This window comes from Streptomyces sp. MST-110588, from assembly GCF_022695595.1.
Lineage (GTDB): Bacteria > Actinomycetota > Actinomycetes > Streptomycetales > Streptomycetaceae > Streptomyces.
Genome location: NZ_CP074380.1, coordinates 1,839,213 through 1,863,517 on the forward strand (window position 1 = coordinate 1,839,213; position 24,305 = coordinate 1,863,517).

Sequence of the window (24,305 nt, forward strand, 5' to 3'; positions counted from 1 at the left end):
ACACCCGGCTCGCAGACACCCGGCTCGAAGATTTCCGGCTCGAAGATTCTTGGCTCGGGGATTCCCGGCTCGAAGGATTCCGGCTCGAAGAACCTCGGCCGTACGTCGTGCCGCGCCGCGGAACTTACGGGGAGGCGGTCCCGGAGCACGCATCGCCCACCCGCCCGATCCCGATCCACCCTTTCCTTTTCCGGCCCGAATCCCGTATACACCGGAATTGTTAATTGCGGGCACGCGCCGTGTTGACGGGATGTTTCGCGGTGCTCACCACGTGCGCGGCGGGACGGCGCAGCCGGTAGGCCGGCAGCGCCCGCTCGATGTGCGCCGCCATCAGGGCCCGGGCCCGCTCCCCGTCCCCGCGGCCCACCGCGTCCACCACCGCCCCGTGCTCCCGCCACGACTCGGCGGCCCGGGCGGGCGGCCCGACCACGTACATCCACTCGATCTTGCGCCGTAACTGGGTGAGCAGCGCGGTCAGGCTCGGGCTGCCGGACGCCTGCGCCAGCGTCCCGTGGAACCAGCCGTCCAGTTGACGCAGGTCCGCGGCGAGCCCGTGGCGGGCCCTGGCCTGTCCCAGTTGCACCAGCGCCCGCAGCACCTTCAGGTGGGTGGGGGTGCGGCGGGCCGCCGCGCGGGCCGCGCCCAGCGGCTCCAGCAGGGCCCGCATCTCCAGCAGGTCGGCGGCCTCCTGTTCGGTCGGCTCGGCGACACAGGCACCGGCGTGCCGGCGGGTGGTGACGAACCCCTCCGACTCCAGGGTGCGCAGTGCCTCCCGTACGGGGACGCGGGAGACCCCGTAACGGCCGGCGAGCAGTTCCTCGACGAGGCGGCTGCCCGGCGCCAGGGCGCCGGAGACGATGTCGTCGCGGATCGCCGTGCACACCGCGTGCGCGGAAATATGGCCTCGCATCGTCCGTGCCTCCCCGCGATTCCCGGGAAACGCCGCCGGTCGGCGGCTTTTCCGTGACTCTATTCGACCGTGGTCGCCTTTCCGGTGGCCTTCTCCCGTTCATGGATATGTTTTGGCCATGAGCACGGGTGACGGAAACCCGTGGAGGGAAATCCGCCCGAAAACGCCGGAACCCCGGCCGGGGCCGGGGTCGGAGTCGGGGGAAGCGACGGTCTTCTCGTCAGGGGCGACGGTCTTCCCGTCAGACGTTGACGCCGTGTGAGCGCAGGTACGCCACGGGGTCGATGTCCGAGCCGTAGTCGGGCGACGTACGGGCCTCGAAGTGCAGGTGCGGGCCGGTGGTGTTGCCCGTGTCGCCCGACAGGGCGATCTGCTGTCCCGGCATGACGGTCTGGCCGACCTGGACGCTGATGGAGGAGAGGTGGCCGTACTGGGTGTACGTGCCGTCGTTCATCTTGATGACGACGTTGTTGCCGTACGCGCCGCCCCAGCCGGCCTCGACGACGGTGCCCGCGCCGACCGCGTGGACGGTGGTCCCGGAGCCGGCGTGGAAGTCGACACCGGTGTGGCTGCCGGAGGACCACAGGCCGCTGGACGCCTTGTACTGGGTGGAGACGTAGGAGCCGTCGATCGGCGCGACGAAGGCGTTGAGGCGCTTGCGCTCCTCCTCGCGGGCGGCCCGCTCCTTGGCCTCGCGGTCCTTCTTGGCCTTCTCCTCGGCCTTGCGCTTGGCCTCTTCGGCGCGCTTGAGGGCCTGCTGCTCGGCCTTGGCCTGGGCGGCGGCGGCCTCGGCAGCCTCCTGCTGGGCGTCGGCCTGGGCCGTGAGGTTGTCGGCGAGCTCGTCACCGATGGCGACGGCCTGGCGGAGGCCGGTGTCGTGCAGGCTCGCGTCGTCCGTGCCGGCGGCCATCGCGGGGGAGGCGACGGAAGCCATGACGCCGGACGCGGCGAGCGTGGCTATGCCGGCGATGTTGCGGGTCGTACGGGCGCTGCGGCTCGGACGACGGTGCTTCCCGGTGGCACGGGTGAACGCCATGGGGCGGCTGTGTCCTTTCCTTCCCTCTCGCCTACCGGGTTAGCTGACGGGTTCGGAGCAGGAAGGTCTCCTACGGGCTCCTCCGGAGAGGAGACCGATTCACCCCATGGGGACGTTGGGTCCCCGGCTCCCCTGGCTCGCGCCGTACGGGGACTCGGCGATCGCTGTCCGGCGCCGCGGCGCGGCTCACTGGTGACGGACAGCGCATCCGACGCTAGACGCGCCGTCTTGGAATCGGCAAACAGAAGCGCGAATTTGTGCCGTACGCCACACGACTCTCGTGGAACCGCCCCCAACAACCCGGGCAAAAGGAAGATCCCAGGGCACATGAGCACCCTGGGATCTCTTGCGTCCCTCAAGGGGCGCCGTACGTCTCTCAAGAGCCGCCGTGCGCCCCACGAGGGCCGTCGACGGCCGATGAGTTGCCGCCGGCTGGCGCCGGCGGCCGGCCCACCGGGGTCAGCCGGTGACGATCCGTACCTCGCCGATCCCCAGCGCCTTGACCGGCTCGGCGATCTCCGAGGCGTCCCCCACCAGGACCGTGACCAGCCGGTCCACCGGGAAGGCGCTGACCACGGCCGCGGTCGCCTCGACCGTGCCGGTCTCGGCCAGCCGCGCGTACAACTGCGCCTGGAAGTCGTCCGGGAGGTGCTGTTCCACCTGGTCGGCGAGGGTCCCGGCGACCGCCGCGGCGGTCTCGTACTTCAAAGGAGCCACACCCACCAGGTTCTGCACCGCCACGTCACGCTCGGCGTCCGTCAGGCCCTGCGCTGCCAGCGTGCGCAGCACCTTCCACAGGTCCTCCAGCGCCGGGCCGGTGGAGGCGGTGTCGACCGAGCCGCTGATGGCGAGCATCGCGGCGCCCGTACCGTCCGGGGCGGAGCGCAGCACCTGGCCGAAGGCCCGTACGCCGTAGGTGTAACCCTTTTCCTCGCGCAGCACGCGGTCCAGACGGGAGGTGAGCGTGCCGCCCAGGCAGTACGTGCCGAGGACCTGGGCCGGCCAGACGGGGTCGTGCCGGTCGGCGCCGATACGGCCGATGAGCAACTGCGTCTGGACGGCGCCGGGGCGGTCCACGATCACCACCCGGCCGGTGTCGTCGGCGGTGACGGGCGTGGCCTTGAGGGGCTCGGCGGCGGAGCCGGTCCACGCCCCGAGGCTGTCCGCGAGCGCCGTGTCCAGGTCCACGCCGGTGAAGTCGCCGACGATCACGGCGGTGGCCGTGGCGGGGCGCACATGGGCCTCGTAGAAGGCGCGTACGGCCGAGGCGTCGATGCGCTCGACGGTCTCCTCGGTGCCCTGGCGGGGCCGGGACATCCGGGAGCCGGCCGGGAAGAGCTCCTTGGACAGGGCCATCGCCGCGCGCCGCGCCGGGTTGGCGAGCTCGTGCGGGATCTCGTCCAGCCGGTTGCGTACGAGCCGCTCGACCTCGCTGTCGGGGAAGGCGGGGGCGCGCAGCGCGTCGGCGAGCAGACCGAGCGCCTTGGCCAGCCGGGAGGCCGGGACCTCAAGGGAGACCCGTACGCCCGGGTGGTCGGCGTGCGCGTCCAGCGTGGCGCCGCAGCGCTCCAGCTCGGCCGCGAACTCCTCGGCGTCGTGCTTGTCCGTGCCCTCGGACAGGGCGCGCGCCATGATTGTTGCGACCCCGTCCAGGCCCTCGGGCTCGGCGTCCAGCGGGGCGAGGAGGTTGATCTCGACGGCGACGACCTGCTGGCCGGGGCGGTGGCTGCGCAGCACTGTCAGGCCGTTGGGCAGCGTGCCGCGGCCGGGGGCCGGGAACGCCCACGGCTTGGGGGCGCCGGCCTGCGGCTGAGGGTGGAATTCCATGGTCGCTCCGGCCTGCTCGGCCTGTCCGGTGCTGGTCACGGCGTCGCTCATCGCTGCTCCTCGCTGCGTTCGGAGCCGCGTGCGCCCGGCGTGCTCCTGTTGATGTTTCCTGCGCGGCGCCCGCTCACCGGGCCGCCTCCTTGGCGCCGGCGGCACCGGCGGCGGCATCGGCGGTCCCGTCGTCCTCGGCGCCCTCGTCGCTCTTCCCGCTCCCCTCGGCCCCGTCGGTCTCGGCCGCGGGCCCCGTGGGCTCGTACACCAGCACCGCGCGGTTGTCGGGGCGCAGCCGCGCCTGCGCGACCTGCTGCACCTCCTGGGGGGTGATGTCCAGTACGCGGTTGACGGCGGTCAGCGCGAGCTGCGGGTCGCCGAACAGCACGGCGAAGCGGCACAGTTCGTCCGCCCGCCCGCTGACCGTCGCCAGCCGGTCCAGCCACTCGCGCTCCAACTGGGCCTGCGCGCGCTCCATCTCCTCGGGCGTGGGGCCCTCGGCGGCGAAGCGGGCCAGCTCCTCGTCCACGGCCCGCTCGATGTCCGGCACCTCGACACCGCCGGAGGTCTTCACGTCCAGCCAGCCCAGCGAGGGCGCGCCGGCCAGCCGCAGCAGGCCGAACCCGGCGGCCACGGCCGTACGGTCGCGGCGCACCAGCCGGTTGTACAGGCGGGAGGACTCGCCGCCGCCCAGCACGGTCAGCGCCAGGTCGGCCGCGTCCGCCTCACGTGTGCCGTCGTGCGGCAGCCGGTAGGCGGACATCAGGGCCCGGGCGGGGACCTCCTCCTCGATCACCTCGCGCAGCTCGCCGCCGATGACGTCCGGCAGCGTGCCGTCGCGCGGCGGGCGTTTGCCGTCGTGCGAGGGGATCGAGCCGAAGTACTTCTCCACCCAGGCCAGCGTCTGCTCGGGGTCGATGTCCCCGACGACGGACAGCACGGCGTTGTTGGGCGCGTAGTACGTACGGAAGAACTCCCGTGCGTCCTCCAGGGAGGCGGCGTCCAGGTCGGCCATGGACCCGATGGGCGTGTGGTGGTACGGGTGGCCCTCCGGGTAGGCCATGGCCGTCAGCCGCTCGAAGGCCGTGCCGTAAGGAACGTTGTCGTACCGCTGGCGGCGCTCGTTCTTCACGACGTCGCGCTGGTTCTCCATGGACTCCTCGTCCAGCGCGGTCAGCAGCGAGCCCATACGGTCCGCCTCCAGCCACAGCGCGAGTTCGAGCTGGTGGGCGGGCATGGTCTCGAAGTAGTTGGTGCGCTCGAAGCTCGTGGTGCCGTTGAGGGAGCCGCCGGCGCCCTGGACGAGTTCGAAGTGGCCGTTGCCCTTCACCTGGGCCGAGCCCTGGAACATCAGGTGCTCGAAAAGGTGAGCCAGACCGGTACGGCCCTTGACCTCGTGGCGCGAGCCGACGTCGTACCAGAGGCAGACCGCGGCGACCGGTGTCAGGGGGTCCACCGAGAGCACCACGCGCAGGCCGTTGGCCAGCCGGTGCTCGGTCGCTGTCAGGCCGCCGGAGCCGGCTTGTTCTGTGGCCGTGTGACCCATGGGCATGTACGTCCCTTCGATCCGCTTGCGAGGAAGTTCTGTCACTGTATGCAAGCGCGCCGACGTATGGCGAAGTTCCCGCCCGAGCGGCCCCTTACGAGCGGATCCGGGCGTCCCCCTCCGGGGTGGGCGCGGGGTCCCGCCGGCGGAAGAGGGAGGGTCGCGGTCGGCGTTGTCAGTGGGGCGGTCCACAATGGTCGGCGTCGGACACAGCAGAACCACATCCGCGTCGGACACAGCAGACCCACACCTCGGCCCCAAGACTTGGCAGAACCGGCCGGACTTGGCCGCCCACCCCCCATCGGCAGTAGACGCAGCAGAAGGAGCCGCAGCCGCGATGGCCCGCCGCAGCACGAAGACCCCGCCGCCGGACGACTTCGAGGAGAGGATCCTCGACATCGACGTCGTCGACGAGATGCAGGGTTCCTTCCTTGAGTACGCGTACTCGGTCATCTACTCCCGCGCCCTGCCGGACGCCCGCGACGGCCTCAAGCCCGTACACCGCCGCATCCTTTATCAGATGAACGAGATGGGGCTGCGGCCCGAGCGCGGCTACGTCAAGTGCGCCCGGGTCGTCGGTGAGGTGATGGGCAAGCTCCACCCGCACGGCGACGCCTCCATCTACGACGCACTGGTGCGCATGGCACAGCCGTTCTCCATGCGGCTGCCCCTGGTGGACGGGCACGGCAACTTCGGCTCGCTGGGCAACGACGACCCGCCCGCCGCCATGCGGTACACGGAATGCCGGATGGCCTCGGCGACGTCCCTGATGACGGAGTCGATCGACGAGAACACCGTCGACTTCGCCCCGAACTACGACGGCCAGGAGCAGGAGCCGGTCGCGCTGCCCGCCGCGTACCCGAACCTGCTGGTCAACGGCACCTCCGGGATCGCGGTCGGGATGGCGACGAACATGCCGCCGCACAACCTGGGCGAGGTCATCGCCGCCGCCCGCCATCTGATCAAGCACCCGAACGCCGACCTTGAGACGCTGATGCGCTTCGTGCCCGGCCCCGACCTGCCGACGGGCGGCCGGATCGTGGGCCTGGGCGGCATCCGGGACGCGTACGAGACCGGCCGCGGCACGTTCAAGATCCGCGCCACGGTCTCGATCGAGAACGTCACGGCCCGCCGCAAGGGCCTGATCGTCACCGAACTGCCCTTCACCGTCGGCCCCGAGAAAGTCATCTCCAAGATCAAGGACCTGGTGGGTGCCAAGCGCCTCCAGGGCATCGCGGACGTCAAGGACCTCACCGACCGTGAGCACGGCCTGCGGCTGGTGATCGAGGTCAAGAACGGCTTCAACCCCGAGGCCGTACTGGAGCAGCTCTACAAGCTCACGCCGATGGAGGAGTCCTTCGGCATCAACAACGTCGCGCTGGTGGACGGCCAGCCGCTGACCCTGGGCCTCAAGGAGCTGCTGGAGGTCTACGTCGACCACCGCTTCGAGGTCGTCCGCCGCCGCAGCGAGTTCCGGCGCGGCAAGCGGCAGGACCGGCTGCACCTGGTCGAGGGCCTGCTGACGGCCCTGGTCGACATCGACGAGGTCATCCGCCTGATCCGGTCCTCCGAGAACAGCGCCCAGGCCAAGGAGCGGCTGATCGGGCGCTTCTCGCTGAGCGACGTCCAGACCCAGTACATCCTCGACACCCCGCTGCGCCGCCTGACCAAGTTCGACCGGATCGAGCTGGAGGCCGAGCGGGACAAGCTCACGGCGGAGATCGAGGAGCTGACCAAGATCCTCGATTCGGACGCCGAGCTGCGCAAGCTCGTCTCCGGCGAGCTGGCGGCGGTGGCCAAGAAGTACGGCACGGACCGGCGCACGGTCCTGCTGGAGTCGGCGGGCGCCCCGGTCGCCTCCGTACCGCTGGAGGTCTCGGACGACCCCTGCCGGGTCCTGCTGTCCTCGACGGGGCTGCTGGCCCGTACCGCCAACGGCGAGGCGTCCTTCGACACCGACGCCAAGCGCGTCAAGCACGACGTGATCGTCTCGGCCGTGCCGGCGACGACCCGCGGCGAGGTCGGGGCGGTGACCTCCCTGGGCCGGCTGCTGCGGCTGCCGGTGATCGACCTGCCGCAGCTCCCGGACACCGCCGCGGCGCCGAACCTGTCCGGCGGCGCCCAGATCTCGGAGTTCCTCTCCCTCCAGGACGGCGAGGAGCTGGTCTGCCTGATGACACTGGACGAATCCTCGCCGGGCCTGGCGCTCGGCACGGAAGCGGGCGTCGTCAAGCGCGTGGTCCCCGACTATCCCGCCAACAAGGAGGAACTGGAGGTCATCACCCTCAAGGAGGGTGACCGCATCGTGGGCGCGATGGAACTGCGGACGGGCGAGGAGGACCTGGTCTTCATCACCAGCGAGGCGCAACTGTTGCGCTACCCGGCCGCGCAGGTGCGCCCGCAGGGCCGTCCGGCGGGCGGTATGACGGGCATCAAGCTGGGCCCGGACGCCAAGGTCATCTCCTTCACGGCGGTCGACCCCGCGGCCGACGCCATGGTCTTCACCGCCGCCGGCTCGCACGGCACGCTCGACGACACGCCCACGACCGCCAAGCTCACGCCGTTCGACCAGTACCCGCGCAAGGGCCGGGCGACGGGCGGGGTGCGCTGCCAGCGGTTCCTCAAGGGCGAGGACCGGCTGGTGCGGGCGTGGGCGGGGGCCGCGCCGGTACGGGCCGCGGACGCCAAGGGCGCTCCGGTGCCGCTGCCGGAGGCGGACCCGCGGCGGGACGGCTCGGGGCTGCCGCTGGCCAAGCCGGTGGCCGCGCTGGCCGGGCCGGTGTAACCGGTGTAACCGCCTCCGCGCGCGGACGCGTGAAGGTGCGTGGCGCCGGGCCCTGAGGGAGGGGAGGGCCCGGCGCCTGCCGTCCGAGGTCTGTCGTCCGGCTTCCGGTGTTGCGGCTTCCGATGTTGCGGCGTCCGGTGTTTCGGCTTCCGGCGTCCGGCGTCGGTCAGGCGGTCGGGTCGTACGGTGACGGGTCATACGCCGTGGGGTCGTACGCCACCGAGTCGTACGCCGTGGGGTCGTACGCCGGTTCCGTACCGTCCGCAGGCTCGGACGGGACGACGTAGCGCAGCACGCCCCACATGCTGTCCGCCGTGCTGTCCGCGTCCTGGGCTCCCCCCGGCGTGCCGGTCCGGCGGCAGCCGGCCAGCTCCTCGCGGAGGGCCGGGGCGTCGATACCGCTGCCGATCATGACGAGCTGGGTGACACGCGGCTCGTCCCGCTGCCACGGACCGGGATAGAAGCGCAGGAAGTCGCCGACGGCGTGCACGGTGAACTTCTGGCGGTTCTCCGGGACGTCGAAGTGGACGAAGCCCTTGATGCGGTAGAGGCCCGCGGGCCTGCTGTCGAGGAACGCCATCAGCCGGCGGGGATCCATGGGCTCCTCGGAGGTGAATTCCACACTCTGGTAACCGGAGTGCAGATGACGGCCGCAGTCCGGACCGTGCTCGTGCTCCGCACCGCACCCATGCCCCGGAGCGCAGCCTTCCGCTTCCGCCCCTCCCTCCGCTTCCTCCGCTTCTTCCCGCGCCTCACGGAGGAAGTCCTCGAAGGAGAGCTGCCGGACCGCTTCGTGAAGGTCCTCGCGCGGCTTGCGGTCGAAGAACAGCTCCGGGTCGATCCGCCCGTACGCCGCCGGGACGACGGGCGTTGCGGCACTCAGCTCCGCGAGCGTGTCCAGGAGGGACTGCCGCTCCCGCTCACCGATCCGGTCAGCTTTGTTCAGGACCACGAGGTCCGCGACGGCCACATGCCGGTCCAGCTCCGGGTGCCTGACCCGCGTGGCCTCGAACTCGGCCGCGTCGACGACCTCGACGAGACCGCCGTACACGATGCGGTCGTTCTCGCTCGCCAGGACCATACGGATGAGTTCCTGCGGTTCCGCCAGGCCGCTGGCCTCGATGACGATGACGTCGATACGGGCCGCGGGGCGGGCCAGCCGGTCCAGGTACTCGTCCAGCTCACTAGTGTCCACCGCACAGCACAGGCACCCGTTGCCCAGGGAGACCATCGAGTCGACCTGCCCGGCGACCGCCATGGCGTCGATCTCGATGCTGCCGAAGTCGTTGACGACGGCCCCGATGCGGCTGCCCCCGCTCCTGCTCAGCAGGTGGTTGAGCAGGGTGGTCTTGCCCGACCCCAGGAAACCCGCGAGCACGATGACCGGGATCTGTTGTGTGGGCGTGGCCAAGGGGGCGCCTCCGTCGTCGTCAGTAGTCGTCACTCACCCGCCGGGCCTCCGCCCTCGCCGGCCCGTGCCGCCGTCCGGAGCTCCGGGGCGGGCACCGGCTGCGGCGGGGGCGGGCCGACATAGCGGGCCGCCGGGCGGATGATCTTCGAGTCCTCCGCCTGCTCCAGGATATTGGCGCTCCACCCGACCACGCGGGCCGCACAGAAGGTGGGCGTGAACATCTCGCGCGGCAGCCCGCACAGCTCCATGACCACCCCCGCGTAGAACTCCACGTTGGTGTGCAGCTCACGCCCGGGCTTCAGCTCGGCCAGGATCGCCTCGACCCGCTCCTCCACCTGGACCGCGAAGTCCACCAGCGGCCCTCCGAAGTCCTGGGCGATCTCGCGCAGCATCCGCGAGCGCGGGTCCTCGGTGCGGTAGACGGGGTGACCGAAGCCCATGATCCGCTCCCCCGCCAGCACCCGTTCACGGATCCAGTCATCGATACGGTCCGGCGTGCCGATCGCGTCGAGGGTGTCCAGGGCCCGGCTGGGGGCGCCGCCGTGCAGCGGGCCGGACAGCGCGCCGACCGCGCCGGCCAGGCAGGCGGCGAGGTCGGCGCCGGTGGAGGTGATGACGCGGGCGGTGAAGGTCGAGGCGTTGAAGCCGTGGTCGATCGTGGAGATCAGATAGCGCTCGATCGCCCGGACCCGGGCAGGATCGGGCTCCTGCCCCGTGAGCATGTAGAGGTAGTTGGCCGCGTACGGGAGGTCCTCACGCGGTTCCACCGGGTCCAGGCCCTGGGCGATGCGGTGGAGCGCGGTGAGCAGGGTGGGTACGGCGGCGGCTGCCGTCAGGGCGTCCTCCCGGCGCCGGCCGGCGTCGATGTCGTACAGCGGCCGGAAGCCGACGGAGGCACCGAGCAGGGAGAGCGCGGTCCGCAGTCCGGCGAGCGGACCGGACAGGGCGCAGGCCCGGGCGATGCCGGGGAGGGCGTCCCGTACGGCCTCGGGCAGATGCCGCAGGGCGGTGGTCCGCGCCGTGAAAGCCGCTCGCTGGTCCGCGTCCGGCAGGAAACCCTCGAACATCAGATGCCAGACGTCCTCGAACGTACGGCTGCCGGCCAGCTCCACGGCGGAGTACTGGCGGTAGTGGTAAAAGCCCTCCCGGCCTCGTACGTCACCCAACCGGGTCTCGGTGACGACGACCCCCGCGAGCCCCCGTGGCACGTCGATCGGCGCACTCGCCTCGGCGATCGGCATGGCGAATCCCTTCCCTCGTACTCTCCGGCTCTCCTTCCGAGCCTTGATGCGACTGTCTATGATTGACAAGTCAGCCGTCAATATTGATTGAATCAATACATGAGTCGCGGATACGGTGAGACCCATGGCAGATCAAGGAGCTGACCGCATGGCGGGCGAACGGCGACTGACCACCCGAGAAGCGGCCGAGCGGCTCGGTGTGAAGCCGGAGACGGTGTACGCGTACGTGAGCCGTGGCCAGTTGACCAGCCACCGGGCGCCGGGCGGCCGGGGCAGCACCTTCGACGCCAAGGAGGTGGACGCGCTCGCCCGGCGCGGCGGACGCCGCGAGCCCTCCTTCGGCGGCAGCGAACCCGCCGTCCGTACCGGCATCACCCTCATCTCGGAGAACCGCTGCTACTACCGCGGCGTCGACACCACCGAACTCGCGGCCCGGTACGGCTACGAAGAAGTCGCGGAGTGGCTGTGGACCGGCGCACTACGGCCCGGCATCCGCTTCGGCGCCCCCGAGGAAGCCCTGACCGCCGCCCGGCGGGCCGTCTCGGCACTCCCCGCGCACAGCGGGCCCATGGACCGGCTGCGGGTCGCGGTCACCGCGGCGGCGGTGTCCGACCCGCTGCGCTTCGACCTGTCCGACCAGGCCCTGCTGGCCACCGCCCGCACCCTCATCCCCACCCTCGTCGACGCCCTCCCACCCGCCGCCGAAGATCACTCCAACACCTCTAGCCACTCCGGCGCCTCCAGCCCCTCTGGCACCGCCGCCCCCGACCGGATCGCGCACCGCCTGTGGACCCGCCTGACACCCGAGGAACCCGACGAGGCATCAGCGCGCACCCTCGACGCGGCCCTGGTCCTGCTCATCGACCACGACCTGGCCGCCTCGACCTTCGCCGTACGGGTCGCCGCCTCGGCCCGGGCCCACCCGTACGCGGTCGTCTCGGCCGGATACGGCGCACTCGACGGCCCGCTGCACGGCGCCGCCAGCGGCCTGGCCCACCGCATGCTCGTGGAGGTCCTGGAACGGGGCAGCGCGGCGGCGGTGGTGGCGGACCACCTGCGCGCCGGTCGCCGGGTCCCCGGCCTCGGCCACCGCCTCTACACCGACGAGGACCCACGTGCCCGAGCCCTCTTCGCACTCCTTGCGGACATACCGCGTGCCCGTCCGGCCCTGGAGGCGGCGCGCGAGGTCGTCACCACCACCGCCCGGCACACCGAGCTGTACGCCAACGTCGACCTGGCCCTGGCCGTCCTCACGGTCTCCACGGGCATGCCCGCCGAAGCCGGCGAGACGCTCTTCGCCGTGGCCCGTACGGCAGGCTGGATCGCCCACGCACTGGAGGAATACCAGGAACGCCCCCTGCGCATGCGCCCCACCGGCCACTACCAAGGCCCCCGCCCACCCCAGCCCCTCCCCTGACCACCCCACCGACCGCCGAGTGCCCGCCCCTACAGACAACGGACCTGTCGCTACTCCTCGGTCCAGTCGGAAGTACGTGTACGTGGCGGTGCGATGCCGACCCGTACCGAGGCGGATCTCGGCGAGCAGGCGCCCCGTCAGGGGCAGCTCGGCGCCCGCCTCGGCCCGCTGCCATGCCGAGCCGAGGAGTCCGGTCAGCACGCGGACCGGGCCAGAGGTCGACGCGGGTGAGCCGGGCCAGGTTGTCCGGTCTCACCATTCCGTTAGGAGATCTAGCAGCGGCCCTCGGCCCCGAGCCGGAAGACCATGTAAGCGGCATCGCCCTCAACAGCGTTGCCGTTGCCGTCGGTTACCGACACCGTGACCAGCCCGGCCGCCGCGGCAAGCTCCTCGAACCCGGAACGGGTGTACCAGTGCAGCACCCACGGACGCTCCACGACAGTGCTCCCGTCGTCACCATGACGCTCGTAGCGCACCAAGGCGCTCTGGGTCCGTAGGTGTTCGTCGCGCTCCTCGGACACCAAGGAGAACCGCAGCTCGACGCCGTCGTCGGCGACAGCGGTACGGACCTTGCCGACCTGACCGGCGGGAGTGGGAGACGGGATGTGCAGCGGGATCAGCGCGGCACCGCCGTCGACCAGATGGCGGCGGATGCTCCGCAGGGCGGCAGCGGCGGTCCCGTCGTCCGGCAGCAGGTTGAAGGTCGGCCCGGCCAGGAAGACCGCTTGGAACCGGCGTGGCAGGTCGAGCGCTTCCATCCGCTGGTGGTGGACGGTGACGGCGACCCCCGCCTCCTCGGCCCGGCGGCGGCAGCGCTCCAGCATGTCCGCGGAGGAGTCGACCCCCTCGACGTCCAGGCCGCGCCGCCGAAGAGCGAGCAGCGGATCACCGTCCCCACAGCCCAACTCCAGCGCCGGAGCACCCGTCTCGCGCACAAAGGCCGCATAGACCTCGGCGTCCGGCGAGAAGGACTTCAACGGCGCGTAGCACTCCGCGACGATGCCGGTATAGAAATCAGCCGGGTCTGATCCATGCGCGTTCATCAATCCTCCCCACCATGTCGCGTCCGTGCCGACAACCGCCCCCGGCCGCCGGACGTCAAGATCATTACCGTGTCTTCGCTGCCGCAGCAGCACGTCTGCGGCAGCCGTGGCAACGGCGGCAACGGCAGCAACGGCGGCAACACCAACGCCGATGATCAGCTTCGTGATCCCGGCGCAGGCTAATGGTCAGGTGATCGGAACCACCAGCGAATAACCACTCGGAATTCGAAGCGCCCCCGAAGCGTCCCCGAGGCGTCGCGGGCGTGCGGTCGGAGAAGTGCGGCCGGCCATCGATCACCGCCGGGGCATCGGACATGTCAGGTGATGGTCTGTTGCTTCCCCCCCCTGATCCGCTGGTGTCCACAGACCGTGGTCGGATGTCGTTCGCCGTCAGGTGGCGGGCAGCCATTCCAGGTTAGGCTTACCTTTGTGAGTACCTGCGCTACTGCTTCCCGTGAGTCGGCTGAGCCGATGGCCGGTACCGCTGCCACCGCCCGTACCTGGTTGCTCATCGAGCAGACCGGACCATGGGGCGCCCAGGCCCTGACCAGCAGTCACCTCGATTCTCGTGTCGGACGTACCCTGGAGTCGGCCGCCGAAGGCACCGGCGTACGTGTCGCCCTGATCCGCCGCCCCGGCCGGCATGCCGACTGCCATGCCTCCTTGCACCGGCGCGTCTACGTCGCCCACACCGCCCCGGGCCGTTCCTGGATCCGCACCACCACACTCACCGATCCGGCAGCCTTGCTGGAACTGGATTTCGCGGCCCTGGGCGCGGGGGAGGCCGGGACCCTGGACGGTCCGACGGATACGCCGACGGACATGTCGGCGGATATCCCGGGCGGTGGGGCGTCCCAGGCGCTGGAGACCCGGAGGTCGGGGGGCGATGAATCGGGGGGCGATGAAGCCGCCGGGCAGATGTCATGGCGTCCGCACGGCGGTGAGCCGCTCGTATTCGTCTGCACCAACGGCAGACGCGACCGCTGCTGCGCCCTCCTCGGCCGTCCGCTGGCCGCCGAACTCGCCGCCGATGGAGCCGATACCTGGGAGGTGACCCACATCGGAGGCCACCGCTTCTCCCCCACGCTCCTGCTGCTTCCGTACGGATACGCGTACGGAAGGGCCTCCGCACACCTGGTGAAGGAAGCCGTCGAGGCGGTCCGGGACGGCCGGGTGTCCCTGGACCACTGCCGTGGCCGCTCCACCTGGGGCCGCCCGGCACAAGCCGCCGACCTGGCGGTCCGCGAACTGACCCGCGAGGAGCGGGCGGACGCGCTCGACGTCGTACGGGTCGAGCAGGTCGAGCGGGTCGAGGCAGCAAGCCGGGGCGAGGGCACCGGGCCTTCGTGGAACGTCACCGTGGCACACGGCGACGGACGCACCTGGCAGGTCGCGGTCGAGCAGCGGTCCGACGGCGCACCCACCCCCGCCAGTTGCGGTGCCCCTCTCGGCCCGCCGGCGCGCATGGCCGTCGCCGGCATCACCGCCCTTGCCGCCTGACGCGCCCGCCCCAGACCCCGCCGCAGTGTGCGGATCATGATCACAACTCCCCCGTCCGGCCTCATTCCACCCTGCCCCTTCCCGTATCCGCCCTCGCCCTGCGGGCTCGGCTTCCCCTGATCACGTTTCGAGGTTAAGCGCGCACGCTTCGCGACGTAAGCCCTGTGGATAACTCTCGGCGGAACCCTCCCACAGCCGCGCGGACCTGCGCTTTCCATTGCGCAAGCCGTCGTCGCCGTCGGCTGTGGCAAGCGGGAGGGATTACCGGGTGGCAGGTTCGCCCGCTTACTGTTCGTCCGTATGGGCGAGAGGGATGAGAGCGCCGCCGAGGCGAGTGGCGCACGCGGGGCCGACGGCAGGCGCCGGTCCGTCCTGACGCGCCTGCGGCCGGGCCGGCCGCGCCGGGTCTTCGCTCAGGTGCTGGTGATGCAACTGGCCATCGCCGCCGGTGTCACCGCCCTCGCCACCGGCCTCTTCCTCGCGCCGCTCGGCGCCGAGCTGGACGACCAGGCGATGCACCGCGCGCTCGCCATCGCGCAGACCACCGCGGCCGAGCCGCGCCTGGCCGACGCGCTGAACAGTTCCCGGCCGACCCGCGACAACCCGCTCCGGGACAGGGCCGAGCGGATCCGCCGCGCCACCGGGGCGGAGTATGTCGTGATCATGGATGAGCACGGTGTGCGCTGGTCCCACCCCGACCCGGAGGAGATCGGACGGCATGTCTCCACCGATCCCGACGCCGTCCTGTCCGGCCGCGAGGTGATGCAGATCGACGAGGGGACACTCGGCCGGTCCGCGCGCGGCAAGGTGCCGCTACGGGACGCCGGCGGCCGGATCGTCGGCGCCGTCTCCGTCGGCATCGCGTACGAGAACGTGCGGGAGCGGCTCCTGTCGACCGTGCCGGCCCTGCTGGCGTACGCGGGCGGTGCGCTGGCCGTCGGTGCCCTCGCCGCGTATCTGGTGGCCCGCCGGCTTCAGCGCCGCACCCATGACCTGGCCTTTTCCGACATTTCCGCGCTGCTGGCCGAACGGGAGGCGATGCTGCACGGCATCCGTGAGGGCTTCGTCGCACTCGACCGGCACGGCCGCATCCGCCTGATCAACGACGAGGCGCAGCGCCTGCTGGATCTGCGGACACCCGAGGAGGTCACCGGGCGCTCCCTGGACGCCGTGCTGCCCCCGGGGCGCACGACCGACGTCCTGGCGGGGCGGGTGTCCGGCGCGGATCTGCTGGCCGTCAGTGGGCAGCGCGTGCTGGTGGCGAACCGTATGCCCACCGGTGACGGCGGTGCGGTGGTGACCTTGCGGGACCGTACGGAACTGGAACGGCTGGGACGTGAACTGGACGGAACCCGCGGGCTCATAGACGCGCTGCGCGCTCAGGATCATGAGCACGCCAACCGTCTGCACACCCTGCTCGGTCTCCTGGAGCTCGGGCTGTACGAGGAGGCGGTGGAATTCGTGACCGAGGCGGTCGGAGTGCACCGGGCGACGGCCGAGCAGGTCACCGAACGCATCCACGATCCGCTGCTGGCCGCCCTCGTGGTGGGCAAGGCCACGGTCGCCACCGAGCGCGGCGTCCGGCTGAGCCTGACCGCCGCCACCCTGCTGCCCGACCGGCTGGTCGATCCGCACGGCCTGGTCACCGTGCTGGGCAACCTCATCGACAACGCCCTGGACGCCACGGCCGGCCGGCGCGGTGCCCGGGTGGAGGTGGAGGTACGGGTCGCCGGCCCGACCGCCGTGCTGCGGGTCCGCGACAACGGTCCGGGGGTCCCGGAGAACCGTCGCGAGGTGATCTTCACCGAAGGCTGGACGACCAAGGAACCGCCGGCTCATGGGCGGCGCGGCATCGGCCTGGCACTCGTACGCCGGCTCGCCGAGCGTTATGGAGGCACTGCCGAGGTCGGTGAGCACCCCGAGGGGGGCGCGGTGTTCACCGTCACGCTGCCGGATGCGCTCTCCGGTCCGGTGACGGACTTGGACTCGGCCTCGGACCCGGGCCCGGACCCGGACGCGTCCTCCGCGACGCCCGACGACGGCAACGGGGACAGCCACGGCCACCGCGACGGCGACCGCGACCGCGACGACAGCGGTGACATGCGCGGCGGGCCCCTCGTCGCCTCTGACGGCCGACACCCCGACGACCCTCCGGGAGCCTGGCGATGAGCGACGCACCGATCGACGTACTCGTCGTGGACGACGACGTCCGCGTCGCCGGCGTCAACGCGGCGTACGTGGCGAAGATCGCCGGCTTCCGCGTCGTCTCCCTCGCCCACACCGCCGCCGAGGCCCTGGCCGCCCTGGAGACCCACCCCGTCGACCTGGTCCTTCTGGACCACTACCTGCCGGACGGAACCGGGCTCCACCTGGTGTCCCGGCTGCGGCAGCGCGGTCTGCTCACCGACGTGATCATGGTGACGGCGGCCCGCGACATCGCGACCGTCCAGGCCGCCATGCGTCACGGCGCCCTTCAGTACCTGGTCAAGCCCTTCACCTTCGCCGGGCTCCGCTCGAAGCTGGAGGGCTACGCGGCGCTGCACCGCAGGTTCGAGGGCGGCGGGCAGGCCGAGCAGTCCGAGGTGGACCGTATCTTCGGAGCGCTGGGGGCCGCCCACGCCGGTCCCGCCGAGCTGCCCAAGGGGCACTCCACGGCCACCGCCGACCGCGTGCGTTCCGTACTGCGCGGTGCCCCGGCCCCGCTGTCCGCCCAGGAGGTGGCCCGGTTCGCCGGGCTGAGCCGGCAGACCGCTCAGCGCTACCTGAAGCTGCTGGAACGCGCGGGCCGCGTCCGGCTCACCCTCAGATACGGCGAGACCGGACGCCCGGAGCACCGCTACGAGTGGATCTGAGACGCCGCGGAGTACGTACGGACGGGCGCCGGTCCACACATCGGCCTACGTACCGCCTACATACCGGCTGCATACCGGGCCACACGTCGGGCTACCCACCGGGCCGCTCGCCGGGCGGTTGCGCGAGCCCGTGACGGTAGGCGTAGTGGATCGCCTGGGCCCGGTCCCGTACCCCGGCCTTGGCGAAAAGGTTGTTGATGTGGGTCTTGACCGTCGCCGTCGAGACGTGCAGCGTCCGGGCGATCTCCGGGTTCGAGAGCCCTTCGGCGACATGGCGCAGCACCTCCACCTCGCGGGCGGTCAGCCCGTCGGGGGGCGGCTCCGTGGCCGGCCGCGAGGGGTGCACCGGCTCGGCGAACCGTTCCAGCAGCCGCCGCTGCACCTGCGGGGAGAGGCCGGCGTGCCCGGACAGCACGTCCTCGATGGCCTTGACGATCTCCTCGCCGTCCGCGTCCTTGGTCAGATAGCCGCGTGCCCCGGCCTGGAGCGCCGGAAAGAGCGAGTCGTCATCGGCGTAGGTGGTCAGCACCACGACCTCGGTGCCGGGGTGCTCCTCCCGGATGCGCCGGGTCGCCTCGACCCCGTCGCAGCGCGGCATCCGCAGGTCCATCAGGACGACGTCCGGCGCCAGTTCGGCGACCAGGCGAACCGCCTCGTCGCCGTCCCCTACCGAACCCACGACCTCGATGCCCGGCAGCAGCCCCAGCAGCATCACGATTCCCTCACGCACCACGGTCTGGTCGTCGGCGACCACTACTCGCGCCGTCATGCCGGCACCCGCAAGCGCACCACGAAACCCTCCTCGTCGGGGCCGGACTCCAGCGTTCCGCCGAGGAGTTCGGCACGTTCCCGCATCCCCAGCAGACCGTACCCGGATCCGGAGGCCGCGAGCGCGCCGGGCCTGTCGCGTCCGCCCCGGTTCCGTACCATCAGCTCCACCTCCCCGTCCGCGTACTCCAGCCGTACGGTCACCCGGGCGCCCGGCGCGTGCTTGCGCACATTGGTCAGCGCCTCCTGCGCGGTCCTGCGGACGGCCAGGCCCGCCTCCGGCGCCAGCTCGCGCCGCTCCCCCACCACTTCCAGCCGTGCGCCCTCCGTGGCCGCCATCAGATGGCGCAGGTAGTCCTCCACCGGGGCCATCTCGCCGCGCAGCGCGGACAGGGCCTGACGCGTGCCGTCCAGGCCCTCACGGGCCATCCCCCGGGCCGCCACGACCCGCGCCAGGATCTGTTCCCGGTCGGCCTCCAGGTCCGTGCTGCGCTGGATCTGGAGGCGGGCCGCCTCCAGATGCACCAGTTGGGCGCTGAGGCTGTGGGCGAGGACGTCGTGGATCTCACGGGCGATCCGTCCGCGTTCGGCGAGGGCAGCCGTCTCCGCCTCGGCCTTGCGGGCCGCGCGCTCCTGCGCCAGCAGCCGCTGGGCGTTGCCGCGGGCCTGGGCGTCCAGCCGCAGGACGTAACCCGCCAGCCCCATGCCGATGGTGGTCGCCATCGTCGTGACCCAGTCGTCGTTGTTGGCCGCGGCGTAGGCGCCCAGGCTCACGACGGCTCCGGGTACGGCCAGGCGGAGCGGCAGCCGTTCCATCGCGGAGATGCCGCAGGCGCACCACAGGACGATCGCCGGCACCCGCGCGCCGGCCAGGTGGAAGGCGTACGCACCGGCCACCAGCAGCACGAACAGTCCGCCGGCCGGCCACGTCCGGTGGGCCAGCGTCGCGCGGAAGAAGCCCCAGAAGGCCAGGCCGCCGAGCATGATGCCGGTCAGCACCGCGGCCAGCCCCAGGTCGCTGAAGGTGCGGTTCGCCAGGGCGCTCCACAGCAGGGCGCCCATCACCAGGGCGCGGGCGGCGCGCCCCAGCCAGAGCCGGGTGCCACTGTGGCCCTCACGGGACAGCGCCTCCCGTAGGGGCCAGCTCGTCCAGGAGTTCAGTGGCACATACGGTCCTTCCTGCGGGCACCGCCCGGCGTCATCGGCCGGCAGGGACACGGTACGTCGCCTGGTCCCCCTGGGCCCGCCAGGTCAGGACGCCGGTACGGGCGAGCAGCATGGCGGCCATGGTCACCATGGTGGCGGGGCTGCCCTGATGGACACCCAGTGCCGTCGCGACGCCGTACAGGCCCAGCCGCAGGGCGATCCCGCCGGCCCATACCGCGAAGGTCACGGCGCGCCCCTGGCACCAGGTCACCCCGTCCCGGTCGGTCCATATGCGCGTCGTCCATGCCCATACGGCGCCGGTCAGCAGGGCGGTGATCACGCCCACGGCCAGCAGGGCGACGGACGCCGTACGGTGCGCGGGGTCCAGGAGATCCGGCTTGCGCAGCGCCATGAAGGCGAGCACGGCGGGCAGCACCCACCAGCTCTTGCGGTCCAGGGACAGCTTCTGCGGCCTGAACTGCTGGACCAGCACGATCGCGACAACGGCGACGATCACGAGAACATCGGGCACGCCGTTCATGGCGGAGCCTCCGTGGTACGAGAAAAGACAGAAGCGAAGAGAAACGAAGCGAACGAGCCAAAGGGATCGGCGAACGATCAGAAAGCGATCGATCGGAGAGTGATCAGCGAGCGACAACGTTCGTTCGTGTTCGACGCTACGGAGACGGCCCGGGTGACCGGATCGGCGCCAGGGTGGGCCCCGGGTGGAAAAACGCGACGGGCGGACGTCCACCCATAGGTGGACGTCCGCCCGTCAGGACCAGGCACAACCCCTGGTCGAAAGGCTTCTTCGGGCAGGCGCCCCGACTGCTCGGCAGGGGCGCGCCTCACTCAGGTGTCGATGCGCGACCGGTCCAGCGTGGACGCGGACGCGGTGATGAACTCCTTACGGGGCGCCACCTCGTTGCCCATGAGCAGGTCGAAGGTCTTCTCCGCGGCCTCCAGGTCGCTGATGTTGATCCGGCGCAGGGTGCGGTGACGCGGGTCCATCGTGGTCTCGGCGAGCTGGTCGGCGTCCATTTCGCCCAGGCCCTTGTAGCGCTGGATGCTGTCCTTGTAACGGACCTTCTTGCGCTGGAGTTCCAGCAGGGTCTGGCGCAGTTCGCTGTCCGAGTACGTGTAGATGTACTTGTCCTGGCCCTTCTTGGGCTGGAGCAGTTCCACCCGGTGCAGCGGCGGCACGGCCGAGAAGACCCGCCCCTGCTCGACCATCGGCCGCATGTAGCGCTGGAAGAGGGTGAGCAGCAGGGTGCGGATGTGCGCGCCGTCGACGTCGGCGTCCGCCAGGAAGATGACCTTGCCGTAGCGGGCGGCGTCGATGTCGAAGGTGCGGCCGGAACCGGCCCCTATGACCTGGATGATCGCGCCGCACTCGGCGTTCTTGAGCATGTCCGCCACGGACGCCTTCTGGACGTTGAGGATCTTGCCGCGGATGGGCAGCAGCGCCTGGAACTCGGAGTTGCGCGCCAGCTTGGCCGTACCCAGCGCGGAGTCCCCCTCGACGATGAACAGCTCGCTGCGGTCCACGGCGTCGCTGCGGCAGTCGGCCAGCTTGGCGGGCAGCGAGGAGGACTCCAGGGCGGTCTTGCGGCGCTGTGCCTCCTTGTGCTGCCGGGCGGCGATCCGCGTACGGGCCGCCGCGACGATCTTCTCCAGGACCGCCCGCGCCTGCTGCTTGGCGTCCCGCTTGGTGGAGGTCAAGAACGCCTTGAGCTCCTTGGCGACGACCTGGGCGACGATCCGGGAGGCGGCCGAGGTGCCCAGCACCTCCTTGGTCTGCCCCTCGAACTGCGGCTCGGCCAGCCGTACGGTGACGACCGCGGTCAGGCCCTCGGTGGCGTCGTCCTTGACGACGTCGTCCTCGGCGACCCGCAGCAGCTTGGCGGCGCGCAGCGCCTCGTTGACGGTCTTGGTCACCGAGCGTTCGAAGCCGGTGACGTGGGTGCCGCCCTTGGGGGTCGCGATGATGTTGACGAACGACTTGAGTGTGGTGTCGTACCCCGTCCCCCAGCGCAGCGCGATGTCCACGCCCAGCTCGCGCGTGACCTCTGTCGGCGTCATGTGGCCGCGCTCGTCCAGGACCGGCACGGTCTCCTTGAAGGTGCCCTGCCCGCTCAGCCGCAGCACGTCGCAGATGGCCTTGTCCTGGGCCAGGTACTCGCAGAACTCGCTGATCCCGCCGTCGTAGCGGAAGGTCTCCTCGGAGGGGCCCTCGCTCTCCACACCGCGCTCGTCCCGTACGACGAGGGTGAGCCCGGGCACCAGGAAGGCGGTCTGGCGGGCGCGGGCGTGCAGCGTCTCCAGGGAGAGCTTGGCGTCCTTGAGGAAGATCTGCCGGTCCGCCCAGTAGCGCACCCGCGTGCCGGTCTTGGTCTTGGCGATCCGCTTGCTCTTCAGAAGGCCGTTGGCCGGGTCGAAGGGGGCCTCGGGGCCCGATTCGGTGAAGATGCCCGGCACGCCGCGCCGGAAGCTGATCGAGTGGGTCCTGCCGTTGCGGTCCACCTCGACGTCCAGCCGGGCGGACAGCGCGTTGACCACGGAGGCGCCGACGCCGTGCAGGCCGCCGGAGGCCGCGTACGAGCCGCCGCCGAACTTGCCGCCGGCGTGCAGCTTGGTCATGACGACCTCGACGCCGCTCAGCCCGGTCTTGGGCTCGACGTCGACGGGGATGCCGCGGCCGTTGTCCCGTACCTCCACCGACCCGTCCTCGTGGAGGACGACCTCGATGCGGTCGCAGTAGCCGCCCAGGGCCTCGTCGACGGAGTTGTCGATGATCTCCCAGAGGCAGTGCATCAGGCCCCGGCTGTCCGTGGAGCCGATGTACATACCCGGGCGCTTGCGGACGGCTTCCAGGCCCTCCAGGACGAGCAGATGCCGCGCGGTGTAGTTCGATCCGTCCCGGTCTGCCCCGGTCAGCACGGCGGTGGACGGCACAGACATCTCGGCGGTCACGCGGTTCGCTCCTCGCTGAATTTCTGGCGGTCCGCATTCCGCGGACCGGATGGTGGCGGTATCGCCGGTCAGAGCGTACCGAGGCCCGGTAGAGCCGATGTGACGCCACCCGTAAGCAGGCCCATGGTAGTAGAGTTTCGCTCGTACGTTCGATCCCTCGTTGGGGTGATGGCGGACTGACGCGCACATCACGTTCCCTTCGAGGCATGAACCATTTAGGCTCCGGGCACGTCCTCTTGAACAACCCGGCAAGCCAGCCGGGAGGACGAAGCCCGGCAAACAACGTGAATCACACCACCCAGCACTACGGCTCATTCGCCGCCACCCGGCAGCACCCGGCCCTCCGGAGAAAAAGTTTCGGAGAAAAGGCACGAGCGGGAACGTTTTCGGCCTGGTTGGATGTTGACCCTGGTACGACAGCTCGTCGAGCTAGAGAAGAGGCGACGTGACTACTGTTCTGACCCCCGCGAGCCCGCTGACGGCCGCTGACCGCTGCGACCGCTGCGGCGCCCAGGCATACCTGCGCGTCGTCCTGATGTCCGGCGGAGAACTGCTCTTCTGCGCCCACCACGGTCGCAAGTTCGAGCCAGAACTCAAGAAGATCGCCGCGGAAATACAGGATGAGACGGAGCGGCTGACCGCCTCTCCCACGCCTGCGTCCGAAGAGGAACGCTGACACATCGCATCCACGACGAGCGAGTAGCGGCCCAGGGCCGTGCAGCGGGCGGGCTCCCCGGCACCACCGGGGAACCCGCCCGCACTCGTACGCTCAGCCGCCCGGGCGCCCTCCGCGGGCACCGGGTACGCGCGCCTGCACCCGCCCGTGCGGCCCCCGTCCGGCTCAGCCGCCGCCATGCTCGGTCACCAGCCGGCTCACCGCCGAGATGCGCGTGTAGACGCCCGGGCTGCCCGCATTGCCGCAGCCCGCTCCCCAGGACACCAGCCCCACCAGCCGCCCGCGCGCGACCAGCGGCCCTCCGCTGTCGCCCTGGCAGGCGTCCCGACCGCCCGCCGGCACGCCCGCGCACACCATCGACTTGGCTTGATATGTACCGTCGGCGCCCCCCGGGTACGCCGCCGAGCACACCGTGTCCGCGAGGATCTGCACCTGCGCGGCGTGCAGGGTCGAGGCGTAGTCGCCGTTCCCGGTCGTGTCCCCCCAGCCCGAGACGGTGGCCTCGGTACCCGTCTCGTACGCGTTGTCCCCCGCCGCCGCCATGGGAATCGCCCGGCTGCCCGTGGGCTGCTCCGCCAGGGTGAGCACCGCGACGTCGTTGGCGTTGGTCCGGCTGTCATAGGCCGGGTCGACCCACACCCGCTGCGGCTTCAGCTCCTGCCCGACGGTGCCGCGCATGTCGTCGCGCCCGGCGATGACCCGCAGGTCGCCCACGTCCTGCCAGCGCTTGCCCAGCACCTCCCGGCTCAGGCAGTGCGCCGCCGTGACCACCGTCGTACGCCCCACCACGGCCGCGCCGCAGAACTGGCCGGACCGGCCGCTGCCGAAGCGCTCGCGGGAGGCCAGCGCGACCGTCCAGGGGCTGTCCGCGACCCGTACGGCATGCCCGCCCACCACCGATTCGTCCGCGGCCGACGGCACCGGCACGGCGAGGACGAGCGCGAAGGCTCCGAGGAAGGCGGCACGGGCGGACGATCGCATACGGGCTCCTGTACTCCGGGAGATGAGTCGTATACCCACAGTGAGGCCACCGGGCGCGTCGCGCACCCGGACGGCCCCGGGCCCGGCACTCGTACGGCCCCGGGCGGTCACCCGTACGGAGGATGCCTCGCACAAACAACCGGGGGCCCGGTCCTCTCCTGAAGGAGGAGGAGACCGGGCCCGGGGCAGGGATTCCGGAGCG

At 71.3% G+C, this 24,305-nt stretch carries 18 protein-coding genes and 1 riboswitch; of the genes, 6 read left to right on the top strand and 12 right to left on the bottom strand.

Features of this window, described 5'->3' with window-relative positions; all coding sequences use genetic code 11:
* Positions 1–220: 220 nt before the first annotated feature.
* From KGS77_RS08070 to KGS77_RS08085, 4 genes are all read right to left on the bottom strand, one after another.
* Positions 221–910 (bottom strand): GntR family transcriptional regulator, encoded by a 690-nt coding sequence (locus KGS77_RS08070; protein WP_242579845.1) that lies wholly within the window; start codon positions 908–910, stop codon positions 221–223.
* A 241-nt stretch (positions 911–1,151) separates the two neighbouring features.
* The gene (locus KGS77_RS08075) at positions 1,152–1,946 is read right to left on the bottom strand and encodes a M23 family metallopeptidase (RefSeq protein ID WP_242579847.1); all 795 of its coding nucleotides are present in this window, start codon (positions 1,944–1,946) and stop codon (positions 1,152–1,154) included.
* A gap of 13 nt (positions 1,947–1,959) precedes the next feature.
* Positions 1,960–2,116, bottom strand: a riboswitch (cyclic di-AMP (ydaO/yuaA leader).
* 289 nt (positions 2,117–2,405) lie between these two features.
* Positions 2,406–3,824: a pitrilysin family protein gene (locus KGS77_RS08080; protein ID WP_242579850.1), complete on the bottom strand. Its 1,419-nt coding sequence runs from the start codon at positions 3,822–3,824 to the stop codon at positions 2,406–2,408.
* A gap of 73 nt (positions 3,825–3,897) precedes the next feature.
* On the bottom strand, positions 3,898–5,316 hold the full coding sequence (locus KGS77_RS08085; RefSeq protein ID WP_242579852.1) for a pitrilysin family protein: 1,419 nt from the start codon (positions 5,314–5,316) through the stop codon (positions 3,898–3,900).
* Between the two features lie 331 nt (positions 5,317–5,647).
* Between KGS77_RS08085 and KGS77_RS08090 the strand changes: the two genes are divergently transcribed.
* Complete coding sequence (locus KGS77_RS08090; protein WP_242579854.1) at positions 5,648–8,095, top strand: DNA topoisomerase IV subunit A; 2,448 nt, start codon at positions 5,648–5,650, stop codon at positions 8,093–8,095.
* A 166-nt stretch (positions 8,096–8,261) separates the two neighbouring features.
* Here the strand turns inward: KGS77_RS08090 and KGS77_RS08095 are convergent, their stop codons facing one another.
* Complete coding sequence (locus KGS77_RS08095) at positions 8,262–9,506, bottom strand: CobW family GTP-binding protein (protein WP_242579855.1); 1,245 nt, start codon at positions 9,504–9,506, stop codon at positions 8,262–8,264.
* 29 nt (positions 9,507–9,535) lie between these two features.
* On the bottom strand, positions 9,536–10,747 hold the full coding sequence (locus KGS77_RS08100; protein ID WP_242579856.1) for a citrate synthase/methylcitrate synthase: 1,212 nt from the start codon (positions 10,745–10,747) through the stop codon (positions 9,536–9,538).
* Between the two features lie 124 nt (positions 10,748–10,871).
* Between KGS77_RS08100 and KGS77_RS08105 the strand changes: the two genes are divergently transcribed.
* A complete protein-coding gene (locus KGS77_RS08105) occupies positions 10,872–12,164 on the top strand; it encodes a citrate/2-methylcitrate synthase (RefSeq protein WP_242579857.1) in 1,293 nt (430 codons plus the stop codon).
* A 272-nt stretch (positions 12,165–12,436) separates the two neighbouring features.
* Here KGS77_RS08105 and KGS77_RS08110 read toward each other — a convergent pair whose 3' ends face one another.
* The gene (locus KGS77_RS08110) at positions 12,437–13,207 is read right to left on the bottom strand and encodes a class I SAM-dependent methyltransferase (protein WP_242579859.1); all 771 of its coding nucleotides are present in this window, start codon (positions 13,205–13,207) and stop codon (positions 12,437–12,439) included.
* A gap of 429 nt (positions 13,208–13,636) precedes the next feature.
* Between KGS77_RS08110 and KGS77_RS08115 the strand changes: the two genes are divergently transcribed.
* The 3 genes from KGS77_RS08115 to KGS77_RS08125 all read left to right on the top strand — a co-directional run bounded on the left by KGS77_RS08115 (position 13,637) and on the right by KGS77_RS08125 (position 17,559).
* Positions 13,637–14,707: a sucrase ferredoxin gene (locus KGS77_RS08115; RefSeq protein ID WP_242579861.1), complete on the top strand. Its 1,071-nt coding sequence runs from the start codon at positions 13,637–13,639 to the stop codon at positions 14,705–14,707.
* Positions 14,708–15,133: 426 nt separating this feature from the next.
* Positions 15,134–16,876, top strand: coding sequence for a sensor histidine kinase (locus tag KGS77_RS08120; RefSeq protein ID WP_242587351.1), 1,743 nt, complete (start codon positions 15,134–15,136; stop codon positions 16,874–16,876).
* Positions 16,873–17,559: a response regulator gene (locus KGS77_RS08125; protein WP_242579863.1), complete on the top strand. Its 687-nt coding sequence runs from the start codon at positions 16,873–16,875 to the stop codon at positions 17,557–17,559. Before KGS77_RS08120 ends, KGS77_RS08125 begins: the two co-directional genes overlap by 4 nt.
* A gap of 91 nt (positions 17,560–17,650) precedes the next feature.
* Here KGS77_RS08125 and KGS77_RS08130 read toward each other — a convergent pair whose 3' ends face one another.
* The 4 genes from KGS77_RS08130 to KGS77_RS08145 form a co-directional block, all read right to left on the bottom strand.
* On the bottom strand, positions 17,651–18,328 hold the full coding sequence (locus tag KGS77_RS08130; RefSeq protein WP_242579866.1) for a response regulator transcription factor: 678 nt from the start codon (positions 18,326–18,328) through the stop codon (positions 17,651–17,653).
* Entirely contained in the window at positions 18,325–19,494 is a 1,170-nt protein-coding gene (locus KGS77_RS08135) for a histidine kinase (RefSeq protein ID WP_242579868.1), read from the bottom strand. Before KGS77_RS08135 ends, KGS77_RS08130 begins: the two co-directional genes overlap by 4 nt.
* Positions 19,495–19,525: 31 nt before the next feature.
* Positions 19,526–20,014, bottom strand: coding sequence for a DUF1453 domain-containing protein (locus KGS77_RS08140; protein ID WP_242579871.1), 489 nt, complete (start codon positions 20,012–20,014; stop codon positions 19,526–19,528).
* A 311-nt stretch (positions 20,015–20,325) separates the two neighbouring features.
* The gene (locus KGS77_RS08145; protein WP_242579873.1) at positions 20,326–22,446 is read right to left on the bottom strand and encodes a DNA topoisomerase IV subunit B; all 2,121 of its coding nucleotides are present in this window, start codon (positions 22,444–22,446) and stop codon (positions 20,326–20,328) included.
* Positions 22,447–22,891: 445 nt separating this feature from the next.
* Here KGS77_RS08145 and KGS77_RS08150 point away from each other — a divergent pair, with 445 nt between their 5' ends.
* Positions 22,892–23,122 (top strand): hypothetical protein, encoded by a 231-nt coding sequence (locus KGS77_RS08150; RefSeq protein WP_242579875.1) that lies wholly within the window; start codon positions 22,892–22,894, stop codon positions 23,120–23,122.
* Positions 23,123–23,287: 165 nt separating this feature from the next.
* On the opposite strand, the gene KGS77_RS08155 is transcribed toward KGS77_RS08150, so the two are convergent.
* The gene (locus tag KGS77_RS08155) at positions 23,288–24,103 is read right to left on the bottom strand and encodes a serine protease (RefSeq protein ID WP_242579877.1); all 816 of its coding nucleotides are present in this window, start codon (positions 24,101–24,103) and stop codon (positions 23,288–23,290) included.
* Between the last annotated feature and the right edge of the window lie 202 nt (positions 24,104–24,305).

What these genes read in the sequence shown, in the direction of transcription:
- KGS77_RS08070 (WP_242579845.1), bottom strand. Translation starts at nt 910, where the DNA reads ATGCGAGGCCATATTTCCGCGCACGCGGTGTGCACGGCGATCCGCGAC.
- KGS77_RS08075 (WP_242579847.1), bottom strand. Translation starts at nt 1,946, where the DNA reads ATGGCGTTCACCCGTGCCACCGGGAAGCACCGTCGTCCGAGCCGCAGC.
- KGS77_RS08080 (WP_242579850.1), bottom strand. Translation starts at nt 3,824, where the DNA reads ATGAGCGACGCCGTGACCAGCACCGGACAGGCCGAGCAGGCCGGAGCG.
- KGS77_RS08085 (WP_242579852.1), bottom strand. Translation starts at nt 5,316, where the DNA reads ATGCCCATGGGTCACACGGCCACAGAACAAGCCGGCTCCGGCGGCCTG.
- KGS77_RS08090 (WP_242579854.1), top strand. Translation starts at nt 5,648, where the DNA reads ATGGCCCGCCGCAGCACGAAGACCCCGCCGCCGGACGACTTCGAGGAG.
- KGS77_RS08100 (WP_242579856.1), bottom strand. Translation starts at nt 10,747, where the DNA reads ATGCCGATCGCCGAGGCGAGTGCGCCGATCGACGTGCCACGGGGGCTC.
- KGS77_RS08105 (WP_242579857.1), top strand. Translation starts at nt 10,872, where the DNA reads ATGGCAGATCAAGGAGCTGACCGCATGGCGGGCGAACGGCGACTGACC.
- KGS77_RS08110 (WP_242579859.1), bottom strand. Translation starts at nt 13,207, where the DNA reads ATGAACGCGCATGGATCAGACCCGGCTGATTTCTATACCGGCATCGTC.
- KGS77_RS08120 (WP_242587351.1), top strand. Translation starts at nt 15,134, where the DNA reads ATGCAACTGGCCATCGCCGCCGGTGTCACCGCCCTCGCCACCGGCCTC.
- KGS77_RS08125 (WP_242579863.1), top strand. Translation starts at nt 16,873, where the DNA reads ATGAGCGACGCACCGATCGACGTACTCGTCGTGGACGACGACGTCCGC.
- KGS77_RS08130 (WP_242579866.1), bottom strand. Translation starts at nt 18,328, where the DNA reads ATGACGGCGCGAGTAGTGGTCGCCGACGACCAGACCGTGGTGCGTGAG.
- KGS77_RS08140 (WP_242579871.1), bottom strand. Translation starts at nt 20,014, where the DNA reads ATGAACGGCGTGCCCGATGTTCTCGTGATCGTCGCCGTTGTCGCGATC.
- KGS77_RS08155 (WP_242579877.1), bottom strand. Translation starts at nt 24,103, where the DNA reads ATGCGATCGTCCGCCCGTGCCGCCTTCCTCGGAGCCTTCGCGCTCGTC.